Source organism: Pseudooceanicola sp. NS-SX8, from assembly GCF_057380755.1.
Genome location: NZ_CM170819.1, coordinates 1,827,730 through 1,851,002 on the forward strand (window position 1 = coordinate 1,827,730; position 23,273 = coordinate 1,851,002).

Here is a 23,273-nt window from a genome sequence, read left to right on the forward strand (position 1 = left end):
ACCTCTCCGGTCAGTACTTCGACGGCACGTAAAGCTCCGGCGGCAGCACGGCGCGTTCGTAATCCGAATTGTAGACGCGGTCGGGCAGGCTGATCTCCTCCTGCGGGACATCCTCGTAGGGCATCAGCGACAGCAGGTGGTCGATGCAGTTCAGCCGCGCCCGCTTCTTGTCGTTGCCCGGCACGATGTACCAGGGCGCCTCGGGGATGTTGGTGCGCGCCAGCATCTCTTCCTTGGCCTTGGTGTACTGCTCCCACCGCACCCGGCTCTGCAGGTCCATCGGCGACAGCTTCCACTGCTTCAGCGGATCGTGGATGCGCATGAGGAAGCGCATCTGCTGCTCCTCGTCGGTGACCGAGAACCAGTATTTCACCAACCGGATGCCGGAGCGCACCAGCATACGCTCGAACTCCGGCACGTCCTCGAAGAACTGCTGCACCTGGGTCTCATCGGCAAAGCCCATGACCCGCTCCACCCCCGCCCGGTTGTACCAGCTGCGGTCGAACAGCACGATCTCCCCGCCGGCCGGCAGATACGGCACGTAGCGCTGGAAATACCACTGGCTCTTTTCCCGCTCGGTGGGGGCGGGCAGGGCCACGGTGCGCACCACCCGGGGGTTCAGCCGCTGCTGGATCCGCTTGATCACCCCGCCCTTGCCGGCACTGTCGCGCCCCTCGAAGATCACTACCACCTTCTCGCCGCTGTGGACCACCCAGTCCTGCAGCTTGATCAGCTCCGCCTGCAGGTGCAGCAGGGCGCGGAAATATTCCGGCCGCGGGATCGAGGGGCCGTGGGCCTTGTTGTAGATCTCGCGGATCTTCATCGACAGGACCGCATCTTCCAGCTCGATCTCGTAATCCTCGTCCAGCTCGTCCTTCAGCTCGGCCTCCAGCCAGTCGTGGGCCTCGTCCATCGGGTCGGAGGGTCGGGTGTCGTCGGAGGGAATATCCTGGGCCATGGGGGTCTTTCGCGCGCGTTGGAGGGACCGGAAGGTCAGCCCTCTCTTTTGCAGGTAATTGTGACAGTTTCGTGCCAATCGCCGCCAGCCCGCAAATGCAGGTCCGAAATGCATGTCCGAGTCGCCCCGGCGCGCGCCCCGACCATGCTGCGCCGCGGCATGCCGGGGAGCACGACCGGCGGCCCGCCGCCGCTCTTTCGTGTCAATCTGCCGCAACCTGTTGACTTGGTTGTAAAGTCTGACGGTCAGTCAGAATTGTTGACTTAGTCAACAGCTATGCAGTTGCGGCAAGGCTGCCATGCTAGCGCTAAAAATTACGTACACAGCCTTTCGCCAGCATCTTTATTGCGCTAGGCGCCGTGTTCCGTTTCCGGCTCCTGCGAAGGACCCGCATGCGGAGCAATCTGAACTGGAAGAGATCCATGACTGACACGACCTCCACGCCCTCCATGGCGGCCGAGGCGACGCCCCTGAACAAGCCCTCGCGGGTTCTGCTGGCAAGCCTCATCGGCACCACCATCGAGTTCTTCGATTTCTACGTATATGCCACCGCGGCAGTGCTGGTGTTCCCGCACCTGTTCTTCCCCGGTGAAGATGCCACCACCGCGCTGCTGGCTTCCTTTGCCACCTTCTCGATCGCCTTCTTCGCGCGCCCGCTGGGGGCCGTGGTCTTCGGCCACTTCGGCGACAAGATCGGCCGGAAGACGACGCTGGTCGCAGCCCTGCTGACCATGGGGATCTCGACGGTCGTGATCGGCTTCCTGCCCACCTACGCGCAGATCGGCGTGGCAGCCCCCGCGCTGCTGGCGCTCTGCCGCTTCGGCCAGGGCTTCGGCCTCGGCGGCGAATGGGGCGGTGCCGTCCTGATCGCGACCGAGAACGCGCCGGAAGACAAGAAATCCTGGTACGGCATGTTCCCGCAGCTGGGCGCGCCCATCGGCCTGTTCATGTCCTCGGGCCTCTTCACCATCCTGCTGCTCTTCATGAGCCGCGAGGACCTGCTGGCCTGGGGCTGGCGGATCCCCTTCATCGCCTCCCTGGCGCTGATCGTGATCGGCCTCTGGGTCCGTCTCTCGCTGGCCGAAACCCCGGCCTTCCAGAAGGCGATCGACAAGGAAGAGCGCGTCAAGGTGCCCTTCATCGAGATCTTCCGCACCCACAAGATGGAGCTGTTCCTCGGCACCTTCGTGGCGCTGGTGACCTTCGTGCTGTTCTACATCGGCACCGCCTACCTGCTGTCCTACAACGTCAAGGTGCTGCAGATGCCGCTGACCTCGGCGCTGAAGATCCAGATCTGGGGCGCGGTCGTCTTCGGGATCTTCATCCCGATCGCGGGCAAGCTGGCCGACAAGCACAGCCGCTTCACCATCCTGGCGCTGGTGACCGTGCTGATCGGTGTCTTCTCCTTCGCCGTCGGCCCGCTCCTGTCGGGCAGCATCGCGGGCGTCTACGTCTTCGTCACCGTCTGCATGGCGCTGATGGGGATCACCTACGGCATCATCGGTGCCGTGCTGGCCGCGCCCTTCCCGACGGCCGTGCGCTACACCGGCTCCTCGCTGGCCTTCAACTTCGCCGGCATCTTCGGCGCGTCGCTGGCGCCCTACATCGCGACCTACCTGCAGTCGCACTACGGCATGACCTACGTGGGCTACTACCTGCTGGCCGCCGCAGTGATCACGCTGCTCTGCGTCTTCGGCATGGGCCGCAAGAAGGTCTGATCCATCAGCGATCAACGCGAAATCAGAAAGGGCCGTCCCTCGGGGCGGCCCTTTTGCATGGGGCCCGCACTGGAAGGGCTTTGCCCGCAGGCTGAGGGGGAGGGGGGCTTTGCCCCCCGTCTCCGTGCCGGAGACTCCCCCCAGGATATTTTTGGCCAAAAAATGGGAGGGGCGGGGTGCCTCGTAGGGTGGATGAAATCCACCGTTACTCCACTCATCCACTCCACCGTCCCCCCCATCTCCCCCCCCACCGCACGCCCCGTTAACCCGGCCCCCTCCGGCGATGCTGCACCGCCGCAATACCGACGCAATACCGACGTGATACCGACGTTGCGATTTCGCCCCGAAACCCCTGTTAACCATGGCTCTGCCTGGGTGAGTCGCTGCACTGCAGTACCGACGTGGCGTGCGGCGGGGTAGGGCGGGGTTAACCCCGCCGCGCCCGGGCCGCCCCCTGGATCGCGCTTGCGGGGCGCAAAAGGCAGGCGGCCCGCTCTTTCAAGCGGACCGCCAGCAGTTCTTTCTGGAAAAGTCTTGGGATTTCAGGTGGCTCAGGCCACGAACTGGACGATTGCCAGGACGATGACGACGAGGCCGACCATGTAGATGATGGCATTCATGATCTCTCTCCTTTTGCGGCTGCATGACGCCCGACGGGGCATCCATGTCTCTCGGGGACATAACGGGGAAACCCGTCATTGGTTCCCACGCCTGCCTCAGCGCAGCGGTCTGGCGCCTGCCAGAAGGTCGGCATTATCCTTGTAAAGCAATACGATACGCTCGATCAGCCGGCGGATATGCGGGCGGTGGCGATCATCGTCGTGCATGACGAGATGCTGGGTTTCATCGAGTTCGGGGATCAGTGGGCCGGCGCGTGTCAGCCCTGGGTCGCTGTCGCCCAGCAGGCAGGGCATCACCCCCTTGCCCGCGCCTGACCGGACCAGCTGGTGCACCATGGCGACGTTGTTGGCCAGCACGGCGATGCGGTGATCGGGCTGGGCATGCAGCCAGTGCGCCGCGGGATGGCGGGCCGCGCCGGGCTCCACCGCCACCCAGTCCTGCAGCTCCGGCCGGTACACGCCATGGGCGTGATAGGGGGCGAAACGCAGGGTTCCCAGCGGGCGGGAGGCCAGATTTCCCTGCTCCGCCGGGCGGTTGCGGATACCAAGGTCGATCTCCCTGTGGGCGATGTCCAGCCGGGCCTCGGTGGTGACGAAATGCAGGCGGACCCCGTCTTCGGGCTTGGAGAGGTCGCAGATCCGGTCGGCCAGGAAGGTCGCCGTGGCTGTCCCGGCAGAGATCCGGATCCAGGGCGCCTCGCGCCCCTCCGACAGGAAGTCCTGCACGGGTTTTGCGGCCGCCTGCATGCCGCGCACCCGCGCCAGCAGGGCCGCGCCATCCGGGGTCAGCGCATAGCCCGTCTGCCGCCGCAGGAACAGGCTTCGCCCGGTCTCCTGCTCCAGGGCCAGCATCCGGCGGCCCAGGGTCGGGGCCGACAACCCGGTCGCCCGGGCGGCCCCGGACAGGCCGCCGCCCTCGGCCACGCGAAGGAAAAGCTGCAGGTCGTCCCAGCTGAGGTCGTTCATTTCTGAAAAGCCTTTTGCCTGAGCAGGCGCAGATATTGCGCCCGGGGCAGGCTATTCTTTCCCAGGTGAAAAAGAAAGGACGTGCCATGATGCCCCTTCTCAGACCTCTCCCGCCCCGCAAACCTGACCCGGAGGCGCTTTACGCGCTTGGTGCGGCAACCCCTCGGAACCGGCTGCGGGCCCTGGTGCGCCGTCTGCGCGGCTTGCCCGGGATATGCAGGCATGCCGCTTCGTGGCATCATGGAGCGGGGAGGGGAAGGGATGCGGCGCCTGCGCAGAGGGAAACAGCCAAGGCCCCGGCGGCGCCTGTCGCCGCAGTCAGAAGCCACGCTCTGGATGGCCCTGGCGCTGTGCCTGCTGCTGCTGGCCTGGCCGCCCCTGCTGGATACCTTCCGGATGGATCTTGAACGGGCGACGCTCAGGATGGTGGACCGCGATTGCCGCGACTTCGCCACCCGGGCAGAGGCACAGGCCTTCTACCGCGCTGCCGGGCCGGGGGATCCGCATAACCTCGATATGGACCGGGACGGAAAGGTCTGCGAATGGCTGCCCTGAGCCTGAGCCTGAGCCTTAACCGGAACGCGAAAGGGCGCGCCTCGCGATCAGCGGGCACGCCCTTTACACATTGTTAGCCTTAAAAGCTTACACCAGCCGGGAGACTTCCTTGGCAGCGCGCACGAAGTCCTTGAACAGGGGATGCGGCGCGAAGGGCTTGGATTTCAGCTCGGGGTGGAACTGCACACCGATGAACCAGGGGTGGTCGGCGATCTCCACGATCTCCGGCAGGCGCCCGTCCGGGGACATGCCCGAGAAGCTGAGGCCGCATTCCTCCAGCTTGTCCTTGTACTTGATGTCCACCTCGTAGCGATGACGGTGGCGTTCCTCGATCTCGGTGGCGTGATAGACTTCTGCCACCTTCGACCCCTCGGTCAGATTGGCGGTATAGGCGCCCAGGCGCATGGTGCCGCCCTTGTCGTCGCCCACCTTGCGCTTGACCGCGTGGTTGCCCTTTACCCATTCCTTGAGGTGGTAAACCACGGGTTCGAAACGCTTTTGTCCTGCTTCGTGGTCGAATTCCTCGGATCCCGCGGCCTCGATCTTGGCCAGGTTGCGGGCCGCTTCGATCACGGCCATCTGCATGCCGAGGCAGATCCCGAGGTAGGGGATCTTGCGCGTGCGGGCAAATTCCGCCGCCTTGATCTTGCCCTCGGTGCCGCGCTCGCCAAAGCCGCCGGGCACCAGGATCGCGTGGTAGCCTTCCAGGTGGGGCGCGGCATCCTCGTGGTCAAAGACCTCCGCATCGACCCATTCGACATTGACCTTGATCCGGTTGGCCATGCCGCCGTGCACCAGCGCTTCCTTGATCGACTTGTAGGCGTCTTCAAGCTGCGTGTACTTGCCGACGATGGCGATCTTCACGTCGCCGTCGGTGTTGTGGATCCGGTCCTGCACATCCTGCCAGACGCCCAGGTCGGGCTTGGGCGCGGGGGCGATGTTGAAGGCATCCAGCACCGCCTGGTCCAGGCCCTCGCGGTGATAGGCCAGCGGCGCCTCGTAAATCGAGTTCAGGTCGTAGGCCGCCACCACGTGCTCCTTGCGCACGTTGCAGAAGAGGGCGATCTTCTCGCGCTCCTTCTCGGGGATCGGCTGCTCGGACCGGCAGACCAGGATATCCGGTGCGATACCAATGCTTTGCAGCTCCTTGACGGAGTGCTGGGTCGGCTTGGTCTTCAGCTCACCGCTCGCGGCCAGGTAGGGCAGCAGGGTCAGGTGCATGAAGATGCATTCGCCGCGCGGCTTGTCGTGGCTGAACTGGCGGATCGCCTCGAAGAAGGGCAGGCCCTCGATGTCGCCGACGGTGCCGCCGATCTCGCAGAGCATGAAATCGACCTCGTCATCGCCGACGGAGAGGAAGTCCTTGATTTCATTGGTGACGTGGGGAACCACCTGGATGGTCTTGCCCAGGTAGTCGCCGCGGCGTTCCTTTTCCAGCACGTTGGAATAGATCCGGCCGGAGGAGACGCTGTCGGTCATGCGGGCCGCAACGCCGGTGAAGCGTTCGTAGTGGCCCAGGTCCAGGTCGGTTTCCGCGCCGTCGTCGGTCACGAAGACTTCGCCGTGTTCGAAGGGGGACATGGTGCCCGGATCGACGTTCAGATAGGGGTCGAGCTTTCGCAGCCGGACAGAGTAGCCGCGGGCCTGCAGCAGCGCGCCGAGCGCGGCAGAGGCCAGCCCCTTGCCAAGAGACGATACGACGCCGCCGGTAATGAAAACATATCTCGCCATGGATCAGAGGCTCCCGTGAGTGGTCGGCGCCAATGCGCAAATAACAGAACATGCGGTCCGAAGACCGCTGTATCACGGGATTTAACGGCTACCAGATTCGCAAAAGCCTGGCAACAGCATCCCGCAAGATGCTGGGGATTTGAGGGGATATCCCTCAAGGTTTAGTGTGTTGAGGGGGCAGTGTCCCGACGGGCGCCGAAGCGCCCGCGCGGCGGGTACGTCCCGGCCGGATCCGGGTGGATCAGTCGGCCGAGGGGGTCAGCCCGTCAGTGCCCGATGCGCCGGAAGGCGGCGGCAGCAGGGAATTGTCGCCGGACGTGGCCGGGGCCGCGTCGTCGGTGGTCTCTTCGGCGGCCGGCGGCGGTGCCAGCCGGTCCAGCACGGAAGACCCGGCGGATTTCTCGGCGGCGACGATCGTCAGCGCAAGGGAGGTGATGATGAAGGCGCCAGCCAGGACCCAGGTCAGCTTGGCCATGGCGGTGGCGGCCTGCCGGCCCGTCATCGCGCCGCCGCCGCCCATGCCCAGGCCACCGCCTTCGGAGCGTTGCAGCAGCACCACGCCGATCAGCGAGAGCGCCAGGATCAGGTGGACGATGAGGACGACGTTTTCCATGTGTATCAGCCCGTTTCGGTCGCGGCGCTCTGAGCGCTCATAAATCGTTGCGGCGCGGTGCCGTCATTCGGCGGGTATCTAAGCCAGACAGGGCCTCGCCGCAACCCCGAATGCCTGCCCGAATGCCTGTCCCCTCCGGCAGGGCCGGGGCGCGCGGGCTCCGGTCGCCCTTCGTTTGTTCCCGCTTTGCCACCGGTGCGGGTGCCCGGGGCGCCTTCAATGATCGTCGTCGATGTCATCGGTGTCGATCTGGCCCGACAGCTTGCGGCGGATCAGCGACCAGCTCAACCCGATGCCTAGCACCAGCGAGAGGGAGAAGATCCCGAGCCAGAGCAGGGAGTTGCGGTCCCGAAGGCCCAGAACGCCCAGGTCCGACAGGACCCAGATCAGCGCGGCGGCAATTGCCAGCACCAGGCCCATGCCGAAGACGCCGATCGACCTCAGCGTCGCACGGAAGTAGATCATGTAGCCCACGAAAAGCAGCAGGCCCAGCAGGACCGTGACCGACATCAGGTCAGGCCAGTTGGTCATGACCCAGGAGACGTAATTGTACTGGGTCGGATTGTAGGTTGCCGTGACCAGAAGAAAGGCCACGAGCCAGCGGATGAAGAACCCCATCAATGTCCCCTTGAATCGGTTCGGCGCAGAATGTGCTTAAGTGGGCGTGGTTTGCCTGTTTCGACCCGCCCTGTCCAGAAACTCCGGTATACAGCGGCAGGTTAACGCAGTCGGGCAGGCGCCAGGACTTGCCCCGGGGGCGCTTTCCGTGCTGCCCTTGGGCAGGACGCGGGGCGGCGCGGTGTCGCTTCGCCCTTCATGGATGGCAGATTCGGGTTTCGCAGCGCCTTGCGCAGCGCTATACCGGCGCGGGTTTGAGAGCGCCGGACGCGCGCTCCGCAGAATTCGCCAAGTCAGAAAGGACCGGACATGGCCAATGTCGTAGTCGTCGGCGCCCAGTGGGGCGACGAGGGGAAAGGCAAGATCGTCGACTGGCTCAGCGAGCGTGCCGATGTCATCGCGCGCTTCCAGGGCGGTCACAATGCAGGCCACACGCTGGTCATCGACGGAGAGGTCTTCAAGCTGAACGCGCTGCCTTCGGGCGTGGTGCGGGGCGGCAAGCTCTCTGTCATCGGCAATGGCGTCGTGCTGGATCCCTGGCACCTGGTGAGCGAGATCGCGAAGATCCGTGATCAGGGGGTCGATATCTCCCCCGAGACGCTGATGATCGCGGAAAACACGCCGCTGATCCTGCCGTTCCACGGGGAACTGGACCGCGCGCGCGAGGCGCAGAACTCGGTCGCGAAGATCGGCACCACCGGCCGCGGCATCGGGCCGTGCTATGAAGACAAGGTGGGCCGCCGCGCCATCCGCGTCGCCGACCTGGCCGATGCGGCCACGCTGGAGCTGCGGGTCGACCGGGCGCTTGTGCACCACAACGCGCTGCGCGCGGGCCTCGGCCTGGAACCGATCGACCGGGATGCGACCATCGCGAAGCTGAACGAGATCGCGCCCGAGATCCTGCAATACGCCGCCCCGGTCTGGAAGGTCCTGACCGAGAAGCGGAAAGCGGGCAAGCGGATCCTCTTCGAAGGCGCTCAGGGCTCGCTGCTGGACATTGATTTCGGCACCTATCCCTTCGTGACCTCGTCCAACGTCATCGCGGGCCAGGCGGCCACGGGCGTGGGCATCGGGCCGGGGTCCATCGACTTCGTCCTGGGCATCGTCAAGGCCTACACGACCCGTGTGGGCGAGGGGCCGTTCCCGACCGAACTGACCGACGAAACCGGCGAACGCCTGGGCGAACGCGGCCACGAATTCGGTGTGGTGACCGGGCGCAAGCGTCGTTGCGGCTGGTTTGACGCGGCCCTGGTAAAGCAGACCTGCGCGGTCTCCGGCGTCAACGGCATTGCCCTGACCAAGCTGGACGTGCTGGACGGTTTCGAGACGCTGAAGATCTGCGTCGGCTACGAGCTGGACGGCAAGCGCATGGATTACCTGCCGATCGCGTCCGACCAGCAGGCCCGCTGCACCCCCGTCTACGAAGAGATGGAAGGCTGGTCCGAGTCGACCGAAGGCGCACGCAGCTGGGCCGATCTTCCGGCCAATGCGATCAAGTACGTGCGCCGCGTCGAGGAGCTGATCGAATGCCCCGTCGCGCTGCTGTCCACCAGCCCGGAGCGTGAGGATACCATCCTGGTGACCGACCCCTTCGCGGACTGACACCATGATCGGGGGGCCACGGCCCCCCGTTTTGCTGCAGGTCCCGGCGACCTGCCCGGGCGACCATGGGTCGCCGTTTCCATGACGGCCGCGGGGGAGGAGAGCCATGGCACTCAGCTACAAGGCACGCAGGCGCTGGTCTCTGGTCATCCTGGTGGTCGGGCTTCCGCTCTATATCGTGGCCTGCGTCACGGTGATGAACCTGCTGGGCCGACCGCCGCTTGTCGTCGAACTGATGGTCTACATCCTGCTGGGGGTGCTTTGGGCGTTCCCGCTGAAATTCGTCTTCATGGGCGTGGGGCAGGCCGAACCGACCCCGTCTTCCGAACCGGCCCCCTCCACCGGATCGGAGGCAGATGACGAAGGGCGCGGCAGGCATTGATCCGTGCCACGCGCAGATGACGGGTGCCTAAGGAGGATGGGGGCCTAAGGAGATCGCATTGACACACCGCACCCCGCCATCCCTGGCGACCCTGATCATCCTGACAGGCGCGTCCGTCCTGACCATCAACATGTTCGTTCCCTCGCTGCCCGGCATGGCGCGGGAGTTCGGGATCGACTACGGCGCAATGAGCCTTGTCATCGGGGCCTACCTGCTGATGACGGCTGTCATGCAGCTGATCTTCGGCCCGCTCAGCGATGTCTACGGCCGCCGCCCGGTGATCCTGGCGGGCTTTGCCATTTTCACCCTGGCTTCGATCGTCTGCACGCTGACCAGCGACATCACCGTTTTCTGGATCGGGCGGATGTTCCAGGCTGCCTCGACCGTGGGTATCGCCATCAGTCGCGCGGTGCTGCGCGATCGCTACGAATCCCGCGAGATCACCCAGAAGATGGCCACGGTTTCGATGGTCATGGCGCTTGGTCCGATCCTCGGCCCGGTCCTGGGGGGGCTGATCGACGAATTCCTTGGCTGGCGGGGCAACTTCGGGTTCTATTCCCTTCTGGGCCTTGGGGTTTTCCTGCTGTCCTGGATCGATCTCGGCGAAACGAACAGCAGTCGCGGTGGCGGGTTCTCCGCCCAGTTCCGCTCCTGGCCGGAGCTTTTGCAATCCCCCCGGTTCTGGGGCTACGCGGCCTGCTGGGGTGTCTCCATCTCCACCTTCCACATCTTCGTCGCGGCGGCGCCGCTGGCGCTGACCACGGCGTTTGACATGGGAACGGGGCAGGTGGGGCTGTGCATGGGCAGCATGAGCCTTGGCTTCATGGCCGGCAGCTGGATCACCGGCTGGGTGACGCGGCGGGTGGACTGGCCGCTGACCCGGCTGCTGATCATCGGGCGGCTGCTGGCAACGGCGGGGCTGGCCGGGTCCATGGTGGCGCAGGAACTGGGCGCCCTGACCATGCCGCTGCTGATCGCGGGAATGATCTGCAACGGTATCGGCAACGGGCTGACGGCGCCCAATGCCGCAAGTGGCGTGATGGCAGTCCGTCCGCACCTGGCCGGGGCGGCTTCGGGGCTCAGCTCGGCACTGCTGCAGCTGGCGGGCGCCCTGGGCACCGGGATCGTCGGCGTCCTGCTGGCCCCCCGGATCGCGATGGAGGTGCTGATCGGCGCGATGCTGGTGGCCTCGCTCCTGGGGCTGGCGATCGGCCTCTGGCTGACCTGGATCGAACGGCGGCGCGGGGTGATCCGGACAGACGTGCCGCCTGCGGGCCCCTCGATGGAGTGATGGCAGGCGGTCAGGCTGTCTGCGTTTCGACCCCAAGGGGCATGCGCGCCTCGGCCATTCCGGCGTGCCAGGCGGCGCCGACAGGCAATGCCTCATCATTGAAATCGTAGCCCGGATGGTGAAGCTGGGCACTGTCGCCATTGCCGATGAAGAGGAAGGCGCCCGGCCGTTCCTGCAGCATGTAGGCAAAATCCTCTGCCGCCAGCATCGGTTCGCAGGCATCATCCACCGCCGCACCGCCCGCTATGGCGCGGGCAGTCTCGGCCGCGTGGCGGCTTTGCGCCTCGCCGTTGATGGTCACCGGGTAGCCTGGCAGCCAGGTGACCTCGGCGGTGGCCCCCAGGGCCGATGCCGTGTCCCGGGCGATGCGGTGCACGCGCTCTTCCGCAAGGCCGCGGTACTCCGGATCCAGGGTGCGCACCGTCCCGCGCAGCCGCGCCGTCTGTGCGATGACTGCGCCCGACCTGCTGTCGGTTTCGAAGATGCCGATGGTCAGCACGACGCGTTTCAGCGGGTTCACGTTGCGCGACACGATGGTCTGCAGCGACAGCACGATCTGGGAGGCGACGACGGTTGCATCGATGCAGTCGTGCGGCCGGGCCGCATGGCCGCCCTTGCCGGAAATGTGGATTTCGAAGTTGTCGGAGGAGGCCATGATCGGGCCGGCGCGCAGGGCGAAATGCCCGACTGGCAGGTCCGGCTGGTTGTGCATGCCATAGACTTCCTGCACGCCGAACCGATCCATGATGCCATCTTCGACCATTTCGCGACCGCCGCCGCCGCCCTCTTCGGCAGGCTGGAAGATCAGGACGACGGTGCCGTCGAAACGGCGGGTCTCGGCCATGTAGCGCGCGGCGCCCAGCAACATCGCGGTATGCCCGTCGTGGCCGCACGCGTGCATCCGCCCCGGCATGACGGAGGCATGCGCCGCGCCGGTTGCCTCGGTAATCGGGAGGGCATCCATGTCGGCGCGCAGGGCGATCACGCGGCCGGAGGCCGTCGATCGCCCCCTTATGACGCCCACCACACCGGTGCGGCCGATTCCCTCGACCACCTCGTCGCAACCGAAGTCACGCAGTTTTCCGGCCACGAGGGCCGAGGTGCGCTGCGTATCGAACAGCAGTTCCGGATGCGCATGAAGATCGCGCCGCCAGCCGGTCATTTCGGCCTGCAGCTCCGCGAAACGGTTCGGGATCGGCATATTGGGTCTTTCGGATCGGTTTGGGGGCGGCGCAGGACAGCAGCGCAGGACAGGGCTCAGCGCAGGATCAATGCGCCATGGGCGGGCGTGTCGCCATAGGCGCCCATGGCATGCAGCACGTCTGCCCGCATCGGCAGGCAATCCACATCGGCGCGGGTTTCCCGGTCCCGGGGTTCAAGCCAGGGATCGTTCACCAAAAGGACGCCGTCCCGTTCGGCATGCAGCAAGATCCAGTGCGGGGCGTGGTGATCATGGGTCAGGTGCTGGTCGATCAGCAGGATCACCATGGCACCCGACCGCACGGCCTGCGCCAGCTGTTCTGCGCTCAGGTGGTTGGCGATCACGGGAAGCCCTGCCTTTTCCACCTTCTTCTTGAAGCTGTTCTGGACATAGCTCATCAGCTCGGCCTTTTCGGGCGTCTGGGCGCGATCGATCAGGATCGGGCCGGGGGCGTCGAAATGCAGCTCCACCGTGAAACCGCGATTGGCGGCTGCCAGAAGCATGCCATAGGGGTCGCATCCGCCGGGGCCGTTCAGCCCGATCATCGTGGTGGCCTCCCGCCAGATCTCGATTTCCTGGTCGCGGGTCACCTCGCCCATGGCCATCGCGATGGAAACCGGACCGCAGGTGAAGCCGGTGGATTGGTTGTACTGGCCGACCGGATGGGTCAGCGGGATCGGCGCCGAAAGCCAGAGCTGCGCATAGCCGCGCCCGGTGTCTTCCAGCCCCAGAGCGGCGATGGCCTCTGCCTGTTCGGGCAGGGAGCGGATCAGGAGCGCCTCGCGGTCCGATGCCGCGACCTTTACGCCAAGAGCCAGGGCCTCGGCCAGCTCTGCCGGGGCGGACCAGCCGGCAACATGGATGGCCAGCGCGGTGCGTCGCTGGCGCAGGGCAGCCCAGGCCAGGAGGGTGCCGTCCTCGGCGGTGATGCCTACGGCGAAGATATGGGCCTGGTCCGGAAGCTGTGGTTGCGCCGCACCCTGGGGTAGGGAGGAAAGGGGGATTTCGCGGGCTTGCAAGAGGGTCTGGGTCATCGGGGGCTCCGGTCAGGCGGTGGTTTCGGGGGTGGCCGCCTGGGCACGGGCGGCGGCACGGTAAAGGTCGATGGCGCGCATCAGGCGCGGCGCCGGGGCGGGTGGGCGCCGCGACCAGTCCGGCAAGCTGCCGGACAAATGGCACGCGGTGGCATGATCGCCTCCAGTCAGCATGGGATCGGCACTGGCGCAGAAGTCCGTCGCGTGGGGGCATCGGGTCCTGAACCGGCAACCGGAGGGCAGGGCGAGGGGGCTTGGCACTTCGCCTGTCAGGGGAATGCGTCCGCCTTCGCCACCGGGGACCGGCTCCGGCGTGGCGGAGATCAGGGCCCGGGTGTAGGGATGACGCGCCGCGGAGAAGAGCACCTCGGCGCGGCCCTCTTCCACGATCCGGCCGAGGTACATCACCGCGACGCGGTCGGAGATGTGATGCACCAGCGACAGCCCGTGGGAGATGAAGAGAAGACTGACCCCGGTCCTGGCCTGGATCTCCTTCAGGAGGTTGGCCACCTGTGCCTGCACCGACACGTCGAGCGCGCTTACCGCTTCGTCCGCGACGATCAGCCGGGGATCAGTGGCCAGCGCCCGGGCGATGGCCACCCGTTGCCGCTGGCCGCCGGACAGGGCATGGGGATAGCGCCCGGCGACGGCAGGGGGCAGGCCGACCAGCTCCAGCAGCTCCGCCACGCGGGCGGGGGCCGTGCGGCGGGTGACCAGTTGATGTAGCAGCGCCGGTTCGGCGATCAGCTCTCCCACCGACATCTTCGGGTTCAGCGCGCCGAAGGGATCCTGCATGATGATCTGGATCTGCCGGGCGCGGGCCTTGCCGCTGGCGGGCTGATGGCCTTCGAAGAGGATCTCGCCCGAGGTGGCGGGCAGCAGGCCTGCCACGATCCGGCCAAGCGTGGACTTGCCGCAGCCAGACTCGCCCACCAGCGCCACGGTTTCCCCCGCGCCGATGCGCAGGTCGATCCCGTCCAGGGCACGCAGCAGGCGGCGAGGGCCGAAAAGCCCGCGGGTGACGTCGAAATCCCGACGGATGCCGACCAGTTCCAGAAGCGGGGCTGTCATGCGGGATCTCCCAGCGTGTCGAGCAATGGCGAAAGATGGCAGGCGGTGTTCTGCCCGGGCCGGATCTGCCGCATCGGCGGTCGCGCGCGGCGGCAGAGATCGGTGGCAAAGGGGCAGCGCGGGTGGAAGTGGCACCCGGGCGGCATGCGGCGCGGATCCGGCACGGTGCCCCGGATCGGCAACATCGGTTCGCCCCGCGTGTTCATCTGCGGCATGGCGCCGAGCAGGCCGACGGAATAGGGATGCTCCGGCCCGTCGAAGAGGGCCCGCGCGCTGGCGCTTTCCACCTGCCTGCCTGCGTAGAGCACGCTGACCCGGTCGGCCATTTCCGCCACCACCCCCATGTCATGGGTGATGAACAGGGTTGCGGTCCCGGTTTCCCGCGCCAGATCGCGGATCAGGTCGAGGATCTGCGCCTGCACCGTCACGTCGAGCGCCGTCGTGGGTTCATCGGCGATCAGCAGGCGGGGGCGGTGCACCAGCGCCATGGCGATCAGCGCCCGTTGCCGCATCCCGCCCGAGAGCTGGTGCGGGAAGGCGCGCGCCCGTTCCCGGGGTGCGGGGATGCCGGTGGCCGCCAGCGCCTCGACCGCGCGGGCGCGCGCGATACGGGCGGGCAGATCCTCGTGCAGGCGGATCGCCTCTACGATCTGGTCGCCGATCCGCTGCACCGGGTTCAGGGCGGTGGCGGGCTCCTGGAAAATCATCGCCATCTGGGTGCCGCGCAGGCTCCGGCGCTCCGGTTCTGCAAGGGCCAGCAGGTCGCGGCCGGCAAAGGTCAGGCTATCGGCCTCGATCCGGGCGGATGCGGGGAGCAGGCCCATGACCGCCAGTGACAGCACGGATTTGCCGGACCCGGATTCCCCGACCACGGCCAGGGTCTCCCCGGGCGCGATGGACAGGTCAACGCCATCCACGGCGCGCAGGGGGCCCTGATCTGTTGCAAAGGTGACGGTCAGCCCACGGGCCTCCAGCAGCGGGGCGGGTATCGTCGTGTCGGGTGTTATGTCCGTTGCAGCCATGGGTTTCATGCGGCCCTCCGATCCGATGCATCGCGCAGGGCGTCGCCCAGAAGGTTCACCGAAAGCACGATCAGGAAGATCAGCGCCGAGGCCGCGAAGGAGACATGCGGCGCGATGAAGAGGAAGGAGCGGCCCTCTGCCGCGATGGAGCCGAGCTCCGCCATTGGCGGTTGCAGGCCGAGGCCGAGAAAGCCGAGAGAGGCTGCCAGCAGGACGGCATCGCCAAAGGCCAGCGTGACGTAGGTCAGGATCGGCGCCAGGGCATTGGCCAGCAGGTAGCGGGTCATCAGGGTGCGGTCGGGCAGGCCGATGGCACGGCCGCCGTCGATGTAATCCTGCGCCATGACCGAGAGCGCGGCGCCTCGGGAAATCCGCGCGATGCCGGGCATCAGGGACAGGCCGATGGCGGTGATCAGGCTGTCCAGCCCCGGCCCCATCATGGCAGCGAGCGAGAGGCCGAAAAGGATCGACGGGAAGGAAAGCAGGACGTCGACGATCCGCATGAGGGCGTTGTCGAGACGCCTGTAGAAGGCCGCGAGGAGGCCGATCGTCCCGCCGAGAAGGGCGGCGATCGCCACGCCCGACAGGCCCAGAAGCAATGTCGTGCGGGCGCCGTACATCAGGCGGGTTGCCATGTCGCGCCCCTGGCTGTCGGTGCCCAGCCAATGTTCGGCCGAAGGGCCCTTCAGCCGTGATCGCAGGGCGGTATCATATGGATCGAAGGGGCTTATCACCGGACCGACCAGGGCGAACAGGATCAGGGCCAGCAGTGCGAGGACCGCAATCACCAGCCCGGGCTTGCGGCGAAGCCGTCGCCAGGTGCGCGCAGCAGAGCTTTCGGGGATCTCGGAGGCGGCGAGGGGAAGATCGGTCATTGGCGGCCTCTCAATCTGGGATCGGCCAGTTCCGACAGCAGGTCGACCGCCACGTTCACGAGGATGAAGGTCGTGGCGAGGAAGAGGATCGCGCCCTGGGCCATCGGGTAGTCGCCGGCGCTGATGGCGCTGACCGCCAGCCGACCGACGCCGGGCCATGAAAAGATCGTCTCGGTCACCACGGCGCCGCCCATCAGCATCCCGACCTGCAGACCGATCAGTGTGATGATCGGCAGCAGCGCGGTGCGCAAGGCATGGCGCAGGACGACACGGGCGGGTCCGGCCCCCTTTGCGCGGGCCGTGCGGACGTGATCGGCATTCAGGGCTTCGGACAGCGTTGTGCGGGTCATCCGGGCAATCGGACCCAGCAGGATCAGGCCAAGTGTGACGGCGGGCAGCACCACATGCGGGAACCCATCCAGGCTGAGCACGGAGCCGTTGCGACCCTGGATGGGGAAGGCCCGGGTCTTCGCCGCGAATTGCACCAGCAGCAGGCCGACCCAGAAGACGGGCAGGGAAACGCCGGCGACCGATACGGCCATGACGGCGCGGTCGATCAGCCCGCCCCGGCGCAGCGCCGCGACAATGCCCAGCACCAGCCCGAGCGGCAGGGACCAGGCCATGGCGGCGCACATCAGTTCCAGCGTCGGTCCGGCGGCCTTCACCAGCTCTGTCAGGACGCTGGCATTGTTGATGATCGAGGATCCCAGATCTCCCTGCACGACCCGGAAGAGGTAGAGGGCGAATTGCACCATGATCGGCTGATCCAGGCCCAGGTGGCGACGGATTGCCGCGATCTCCTCCGCCGTGCCCTGGGCACCGGCAATGGCGGCGGCGGGGTCGGCAGGCATGACCTGCAGCATGAGGAAACCCACAAGCAGCACGCCGGTCAGCACGACGAGGGAAGTGAGCAGGCGATGGGTGAGGCGTCCGGCCATGGGTCTTCTCCGGCAGGTCCTGAGGGAGGCATTCGGGGGAGGGGGCCGGTCTCGGCCCCCTCCGCTGGCTTACTTGATGGCCAGGTTCAGGCCGCTGTCGAAGACGGCACCGGACATGCCCGCCGGTTCGAAGGGCGCGATCCGGGTGTTGGCGACCACGGTCGGCGTTTCCTCCACCAGCGGTTTCCACAGCACGGCCTCGTGCACGTGACGGGTCAGTTCCTCGAAGGCGGCAGCGCGGTCGGCGTCGTTGACGGCGGAATTGCCCGCATCCATCAGCTGATCGGTCTCCGGATCGTTCCATTCCATCCGGTTGGGGGAGGGGATCGAGGCGGAGTTGAAGTAGAGGTTCAGCGCATCACCGGCAGAGACGTAGGGGTAAGACATCTCGTAGAGGTCGTAGGTGGGTTCACGCAGCTTTGCCCAGATCGCGGTCGAGTCGTAGCTTTCCACGTTCACCTGGATGCCGACCTTGCGCAGGTCGCCCTGCACGGCCTCTGCGATCTCACGCGAGAGGGTCTCGCTGAAACCGTAGTAGGTCAGGACCAGCGGCTCGCCGTCCTTCTCCCAGAACCCGTCGTCGTCCTTGGTATAGCCCGCCTCGGCCAGCAGTTCGGCGCTCTTCTCGGGGTCGTAGGTGTAGAAGTGGGTGTCGGTGTCGGCCGGGAAGTCCAGCACCGTTTCGGCGTAGTAGGAGACCGCAGGCGTGGCATTGCCGAAGAACAGGCCTTCCGCGATGGCGTCCTGGTCGATGGCGTGGGTGATCGCCTCTCTCACGCGGATATCCTGCAGCGCGGGGCGGGTGATCTTCATGCCCGTATAGTGCGTGCGATAGGAGCTTTCCGGGCGCAGCAGCTGAACCGAGGGATCTGCTTCGAACAGGGCGATGGCCCAGCCGGGCAGGGTGTAGGAGGCATCGACCTCCCCCGCGGGAATGGTGGCGACGAGGGTGGCCGATTCAGGCACGATCTTCCAGATCAGCTTTGAAACCTGCGCCGGGCCCGGATTGCCGAGAGAGGGATCGCCCCAGCTGTAGCCCTCGTGCCGGCTCAACACGACCTCGTCGCGCGGCGACCAGCTGTCGAGGCAGAAGGGACCGGTGCCGTCAAAGCCGGTGACGCCAAAATCGTCGCCCAGCTCGCTGGCCTGATCGGGGTTGATGATGATGAAGTTGAAGGATGCCATCTGGAACAACAGGTTGGAGGCAGGCTTCTTCAGCTTGTAGACCACGGTGTAGTCATCGGCTGCGGTGATGCTGTCCACCTCGCCCGCGCGCCAGGTGCTGACGGAAGGGGCTTCCGGTTCCAGCCAGCGTTCCATCGAACCGACGACATCGGAGGCGGTGAAAGCCTTGCCGCTGCAGTAGGTGACGCCCTGTTTAAGGTGGAAGGTATAGGTCAGACCGTCCTCCGACACGTCCCAGCTTTCCGCCAGCTCGGGTACGACGGTGCGCTGATCGGGGCTCAGCGTGACGAGGGTATCCCCCAGCATGTAGAGGACCTCTGCCGCTGCCAGGGCCGAGCTGCGTTGCGGATCGTAGCGGTCGGCGTCCAGCAGACGGCCAAGGGTAATCGTGTCGTCCTGCTGTGCTTTCAGCGGGCTGGGCGCAAGGGCGGTGAGCAGGGCGAGGGGGGCAAGACGCAGGGCCTTGGCCGCAGGCATGCCTGCAGCCGCCCGCGCGCGGGGGGAGTTGATCATTTCGTTCTCCTGTTGGCAGGGCCGTATCCGCCTGCGGGCGTTGCGGTCCCATCTGCCGCCGGGCTTCGTGGTCCCTTTGGCGGTTGGCGGCGCCTGAGCATGCGTCCGCTGTAGCTCAGGGCTAGCCCCTACGCCGTGACAGGCAAAACGATAAAACAGCGAGAGTTCATTCCGTTTCGGAATGAGAGGTGTTCGGGTCGATCACGCGGTCGGTCAGGGGGATCTGCCGGAAGAGCCATTTTTTGAAGGCGATCAGCGCCGGATGTCCCTGTTTCGCGGGCGGGTGAGCCAGGTAGTAGCCCTGCTGACTGGTCATGCCACGCCGGAAGGGCTGTACGATTTTGCCCGCCGCCAGATCCTCGACTGCCATGAAACTGGGCACCAGGCCGATGCCGTGACCCCCGGCGGCACAGCGGATGATCATGTCGAACTGTTCGAAGCGGCTGCCACGAAACGCGTTCACCCCCGTGATGCCGCCGGCCGTCAGCCAGTTTTGCCAGTCATGGTGCCGCGCGCGGTGGTGCAACAGCGGCAGGCGTGCCAGTGCCCCGCTGTCTTCGGGGGCGATCACCCCGGGGGCGCAGATCGGGATCATCTCTTCCCCGAACAGCCGGACGGAGGTGCCGCCGGCCCAGGGCGCGGGACTGTAGAGGATCGCGGCGTCGGTGTTTTCCTGCTTGAAGTCGAAGGGCCATTTCCGCGTCGTCACATTGAGGGTGATATGCGGATGGCTGGCGGCGAAGTGGCCCAGGCGCGGGGACAGCCAGTAGTGCCCGAAGGACGTCAGCGTGGCGAGGTTCAGCGTGCTGGCATGGGGGCGCATCGACAGGGTTTCGACCGTCGCCTCGTCCATGATCTCCAGCGCGGCGCGGACGCGGGCCAGGAAATGCTCCCCCGCCTCGGTCAGGACGATACGTTGTCGGACCCGTTCGAACAGGCGGATGTCCAGCCAGTCTTCCAGGCTCGCGATGCGCTTGGAGACTGCCGACTGGCTCATGTTCAGCTCCTCCGCGGCACGGGTGAAGCTGCCGTGCCGGGCGGCGGCCTCAAAGGCGGTGAGGGAGGGGAGCGGGGGGAGAACGTGGCGCATCTGGCTGTCCGGAAAGTCTGCGGACATGGTGCGCCGGGCGAAGGCGAAGTCAAGCGCGCCAAATGCAAAAGGCCCGCCGAAGGGGCGGGCCTTTTCCTTGGATCCGGGCGGGTCAGCCCAGTTCGTTCATACGCTCCAGCGCGGCCTTCAGCTTAGCCTCTTCATCCTGCCGGGCGTCCAGGTTGGCCTGGGTTTCCGCCACGACCTCCGCCGGGGCGCTTTCCGCGAACTTGGGGTTCTTCAGGCGACCGGCGAGGCCACCGATTTCCTTCGCCAGCTTTTGCAGGGTCTTTTCCAGCCGTGCCTTTTCCGCGGCCACGTCGATCACGTCGGCCAGAGGCAGGCCGAAGGTTGCGCCCTCTGCGGGCAGCGTGATCGTCCCTTTCGGGAACTCCGCGACCTCTTCCAGTTCACCAACGCGGGCCAACCGTTTGATCAGCGTCTCGTTGTTCGCCCAGGCCGTCTTCGCCGTGTCGGAGAAGCCGGTGACGACCAGCGGCACGTAAAGACCGGCGGGCACATGCATCTGGGCGCGGGCGGAGCGGATGCTTTCGATCAGGTGGATGACCCAGTTCATTTCGGCGTCGGCTTCGGCGTCGATCAGGTCAGCCCCGTAGGTGGGCCAGTCGTTGTGACACAGCAGCCCGTCGCGCGTCGCGGTCGTCGACCACAGCTCTTCGGTGATGAAGGGCATGATCGGGTGCAGCATGGTCAGGCACTGGTCGATGACCCAGCCCATCACGGCCCGGGTTTCGGCCTGTTCCGGCGCACCGTCGTCCAGCAGCGGCTTGGAGAATTCGACGTACCAGTCGCAGACCTTGCCCCAGACGAAGGCATAGAGGCCCAGGGCCGCCTCGTTGAACTTGAAGGCTTCCAGGGCCGCATCGACGTCGGCGCGGATCTTGGCGGTTTCGCCGATGATCCACTTGTTCACCGTGGCGGTCGCGGCGGGCACCTCGGCCGAGGGCGCGCCGCCTTCGTAGACGCCATTCATTTCCGCGAAGCGGGTGGCGTTCCACAGCTTGGTGCCGAAGTTCCGGTAGCCCTTGATGCGCTCTTCCGACAGTTTCAGCACGCCGCCGATGGCCGCCATGGAGGCATTGGTCATCCGCAGGGCATCGGCACCGTATTCGTCGATGATTTCCAGCGGGTCGATGACGTTGCCGGTGGTCTTCGACATCTTCTTGCCCTTCTCGTCACGGACGAGCTGGTGCAGGTAGACGGTGTGGAAGGGCTCCTGATCGACGACGGCCAGCTGCATCATCATCATCCGGGCGACCCAGAAGAACAGGATGTCTTCACCGGTGATCAGCACGTCCGTGGGGAAGTATTTTTCCAGTTCCGGCGTCTGCTGCGGCCAGCCCAGGGTGCCGATCGGCCAGAGGCCGGAGGAGAACCAGGTGTCGAGCACATCTGCATCGCGCCAGATCGGGTAGACCAGCCTGGTCGGATCCTGTGTCGCGGTGAACTCGGCCAGGCTCTCGGCCAGTGCTTGCTGCGCCGCCTTCTTGTCCTCGACCTCGACGATGCGGGCATGGCTGAGGGGGGAGGGCAGATCGGCGTTCAGGTCCTTGAAGGTCGAAAGCACCGCATCGACATCGGCGCCGCAGGCCTCGACATCGCCCATGTGGACCATGTGGTCATCGACGAAGAGGGTCAGCATGTCCACGAGGTCCAGCTCACCTTCGCCGCCCTGCTTCAGGGTGCCCATGTCGATGCCGTACCAGACGGGGATCTGGTGACCCCACCACAGCTGGCGCGAGATGCACCAGGGCTCGATGTTTTCCAGCCAGTGGTAATAGGTCTTCTCGCCGCTCTCGGGCATGATCTTGGTGCGGCCTTCGCGGACGGCATCCAGCGCGGGCTTCACGATCTGCTCGCTGTCGACGAACCACTGGTCGGTCAGCATCGGCTCGATCACGACCTTCGAACGGTCGCCGAAGGGCTGCATGATCGGCTTCGCCTCGACCAGGGGGACGATCTCTTCGCCTTCCTCGCCATCGGGACGCTTGCCGCCCAGACGTGCGTCCGACGCGGTGGTCATGACGGCCAGACCGGCAGCGGTGATATCCTCGACCACGGCCTTGCGGGCCTCGAACCGGTCCATGCCGCGGTATTTCTCGGGCACGAGGTTCAGGGTGTCGATTTCCATCTCGGTGGCATCGCTACCTGCGGCGATTTCGCGGGCACGGGCGACGCAGGTCTCGTAGTCGTTGCCGTCGGCGCGCATGTTCCCGGCCATGTCCATCAGGCGGTACATGGGCAGGCCGCAGCGCTTGGCGACCATGTAGTCGTTGAAGTCATGCGCCCCGGTGATCTTCACCGCGCCCGAGCCGAAGGAGGCATCGGGGTATTCGTCGGTGACGATCGGGATCAGGCGGTCGCAGAGCGGCAGGTGCACCATCTTGCCGACGATGGGCGCGTAACGCTCGTCATCGGGGTGCACGGCCACGGCGCCGTCGCCCAGCATGGTTTCGGGCCGGGTGGTGGCGATGGAGATGTAGTCGCGTTCCTCGGAGAAGGTGACGTTGCCGTCCTCGTCCTTCTCGACGTAGGTGTAGGTTTCACCCCCCGCCAGCTTGTACTTGAAGTGCCACATGTGGCCCGCGACCTCGATGTTCTCGACCTCCAGGTCGGAAATCGCGGTCTCGAAATGCGGGTCCCAGTTCACCAGCCGCTTGCCGCGGTAGATCAGGCCCTTCTTGTACATCTCCACGAAGACCTTGATGACGGCATCGTGGAAGTTGGGGCTGTTTTCATGGCCCGTCCGGGGATCGCCCGGCGCGCCCGCCATGGTGAAGGCATTGCGCGACCAGTCGCAGCTGCTGCCAAGGCGTTGCAGCTGGCTGATGATGGTGGAGCCGTACTTGCCCTTCCATTCCCAGACCTTTTCCAGGAACTTTTCGCGGCCAAGCTCGCGACGGCTTTCATTGCCTTGCGCCGCCAGCATTTTTTCGACCTGCAGCTGGGTCGCGATGCCCGCGTGGTCCTGACCGGGCTGCCAGAGGACGTCCATGCCCTGCATGCGGTGCCAGCGGCACAGGATGTCCTGGAGGGTGTTGTTGAACGCATGGCCCACGTGCAGCGCGCCGGTCACGTTGGGCGGCGGGATCATCACGCAGAAGGTCTCGGCGCCGGGTTTCGCGTTGGCGCCGGCCTTGAAGGCACCGGCCTTTTCCCAGGCTGCGGCAATGCGCGGTTCCGCAGCGGCGGCGTCGAAGGTCTTTTCCATGGCCATGTCGATGGTCCCCTGTCGTCTCGGGTTCTGGGCCGAGGGGATAGCGCAAGGG

The 23,273-nt window shown here is 66.1% G+C and carries 19 protein-coding genes; 5 read left to right on the forward strand and 14 right to left on the reverse strand.

Annotated features, from left to right (window positions below):
- Window positions 1-10 precede the first annotated feature (10 nt).
- A complete protein-coding gene (gene ppk2, locus AC2IR1_RS08315; protein ID WP_486475812.1) occupies window positions 11-958 on the reverse strand; it encodes a polyphosphate kinase 2 in 948 nt (315 codons plus the stop codon).
- Window positions 959-1,380: 422 nt separating this feature from the next.
- On the opposite strand from ppk2, the gene AC2IR1_RS08320 reads away from it, so the two are divergent.
- Window positions 1,381-2,676 carry an MFS transporter gene (locus AC2IR1_RS08320; RefSeq protein ID WP_486475813.1) on the forward strand — a complete coding sequence of 432 codons (1,296 nt, stop codon included), beginning with the start codon at window positions 1,381-1,383 and terminating at the stop codon, window positions 2,674-2,676.
- 716 nt (window positions 2,677-3,392) lie between these two features.
- Here AC2IR1_RS08320 and AC2IR1_RS08325 read toward each other — a convergent pair.
- Window positions 3,393-4,262 carry a LysR family transcriptional regulator gene (locus tag AC2IR1_RS08325; RefSeq protein WP_486475814.1) on the reverse strand — a complete coding sequence of 290 codons (870 nt, stop codon included), beginning with the start codon at window positions 4,260-4,262 and terminating at the stop codon, window positions 3,393-3,395.
- A gap of 336 nt (window positions 4,263-4,598) precedes the next feature.
- Here AC2IR1_RS08325 and AC2IR1_RS08330 point away from each other — a divergent pair, with 336 nt between their 5' ends.
- Entirely contained in the window at window positions 4,599-4,817 is a 219-nt protein-coding gene (locus AC2IR1_RS08330) for a hypothetical protein (protein ID WP_486475815.1), read from the forward strand.
- Between the two features lie 87 nt (window positions 4,818-4,904).
- On the opposite strand, the gene pyrG is transcribed toward AC2IR1_RS08330, so the two are convergent.
- The 3 genes from pyrG to AC2IR1_RS08345 form a co-directional block, all read right to left on the reverse strand.
- Window positions 4,905-6,548 carry a CTP synthase gene (pyrG, locus tag AC2IR1_RS08335; RefSeq protein ID WP_486475816.1) on the reverse strand — a complete coding sequence of 548 codons (1,644 nt, stop codon included), beginning with the start codon at window positions 6,546-6,548 and terminating at the stop codon, window positions 4,905-4,907.
- 241 nt (window positions 6,549-6,789) lie between these two features.
- Entirely contained in the window at window positions 6,790-7,161 is a 372-nt protein-coding gene (gene secG / locus AC2IR1_RS08340; protein ID WP_486475817.1) for a preprotein translocase subunit SecG, read from the reverse strand.
- A gap of 216 nt (window positions 7,162-7,377) precedes the next feature.
- Entirely contained in the window at window positions 7,378-7,779 is a 402-nt protein-coding gene (locus AC2IR1_RS08345; protein ID WP_486475818.1) for a DUF6524 family protein, read from the reverse strand.
- A gap of 309 nt (window positions 7,780-8,088) precedes the next feature.
- Here AC2IR1_RS08345 and AC2IR1_RS08350 point away from each other — a divergent pair, with 309 nt between their 5' ends.
- The 3 genes from AC2IR1_RS08350 to AC2IR1_RS08360 all read left to right on the forward strand — a co-directional run bounded on the left by AC2IR1_RS08350 (window position 8,089) and on the right by AC2IR1_RS08360 (window position 11,054).
- Window positions 8,089-9,381 (forward strand): adenylosuccinate synthase, encoded by a 1,293-nt coding sequence (locus AC2IR1_RS08350; protein ID WP_486475819.1) that lies wholly within the window; start codon window positions 8,089-8,091, stop codon window positions 9,379-9,381.
- A 106-nt stretch (window positions 9,382-9,487) separates the two neighbouring features.
- Complete coding sequence (locus tag AC2IR1_RS08355; RefSeq protein WP_486475820.1) at window positions 9,488-9,763, forward strand: DUF2842 domain-containing protein; 276 nt, start codon at window positions 9,488-9,490, stop codon at window positions 9,761-9,763.
- Window positions 9,764-9,821: 58 nt separating this feature from the next.
- The gene (locus AC2IR1_RS08360) at window positions 9,822-11,054 is read left to right on the forward strand and encodes a multidrug effflux MFS transporter (RefSeq protein ID WP_486475821.1); all 1,233 of its coding nucleotides are present in this window, start codon (window positions 9,822-9,824) and stop codon (window positions 11,052-11,054) included.
- A 10-nt stretch (window positions 11,055-11,064) separates the two neighbouring features.
- Here the strand turns inward: AC2IR1_RS08360 and AC2IR1_RS08365 are convergent, their stop codons facing one another.
- The 9 genes from AC2IR1_RS08365 to AC2IR1_RS08405 all read right to left on the reverse strand — a co-directional run bounded on the left by AC2IR1_RS08365 (window position 11,065) and on the right by AC2IR1_RS08405 (window position 23,221).
- Window positions 11,065-12,255, reverse strand: a complete 1,191-nt coding sequence (locus AC2IR1_RS08365; protein WP_486475822.1) for a M20 aminoacylase family protein — start codon at window positions 12,253-12,255, stop codon at window positions 11,065-11,067.
- Window positions 12,256-12,311: 56 nt separating this feature from the next.
- Window positions 12,312-13,289, reverse strand: a complete 978-nt coding sequence (locus AC2IR1_RS08370; protein WP_486475823.1) for a peptidase C39 family protein — start codon at window positions 13,287-13,289, stop codon at window positions 12,312-12,314.
- Window positions 13,290-13,301: 12 nt separating this feature from the next.
- The gene (locus tag AC2IR1_RS08375) at window positions 13,302-14,360 is read right to left on the reverse strand and encodes an ABC transporter ATP-binding protein (RefSeq protein ID WP_486475824.1); all 1,059 of its coding nucleotides are present in this window, start codon (window positions 14,358-14,360) and stop codon (window positions 13,302-13,304) included.
- Entirely contained in the window at window positions 14,357-15,391 is a 1,035-nt protein-coding gene (locus AC2IR1_RS08380; RefSeq protein WP_486475825.1) for an ABC transporter ATP-binding protein, read from the reverse strand. Before AC2IR1_RS08380 ends, AC2IR1_RS08375 begins: the two co-directional genes overlap by 4 nt.
- Window positions 15,388-16,257, reverse strand: a complete 870-nt coding sequence (locus AC2IR1_RS08385) for an ABC transporter permease (protein ID WP_486475826.1) — start codon at window positions 16,255-16,257, stop codon at window positions 15,388-15,390. The genes AC2IR1_RS08380 and AC2IR1_RS08385 overlap by 4 nt, the downstream gene beginning before the upstream one ends.
- A complete protein-coding gene (locus tag AC2IR1_RS08390) occupies window positions 16,254-17,195 on the reverse strand; it encodes an ABC transporter permease (RefSeq protein WP_486475827.1) in 942 nt (313 codons plus the stop codon). The genes AC2IR1_RS08385 and AC2IR1_RS08390 overlap by 4 nt, the downstream gene beginning before the upstream one ends.
- A gap of 69 nt (window positions 17,196-17,264) precedes the next feature.
- Entirely contained in the window at window positions 17,265-18,893 is a 1,629-nt protein-coding gene (locus tag AC2IR1_RS08395; RefSeq protein WP_486475828.1) for an ABC transporter substrate-binding protein, read from the reverse strand.
- 166 nt (window positions 18,894-19,059) lie between these two features.
- The gene (locus tag AC2IR1_RS08400) at window positions 19,060-19,983 is read right to left on the reverse strand and encodes a LysR substrate-binding domain-containing protein (RefSeq protein WP_486475829.1); all 924 of its coding nucleotides are present in this window, start codon (window positions 19,981-19,983) and stop codon (window positions 19,060-19,062) included.
- A gap of 112 nt (window positions 19,984-20,095) precedes the next feature.
- Entirely contained in the window at window positions 20,096-23,221 is a 3,126-nt protein-coding gene (locus AC2IR1_RS08405) for a valine--tRNA ligase (RefSeq protein WP_486475830.1), read from the reverse strand.
- Window positions 23,222-23,273: the final 52 nt, after the last annotated feature.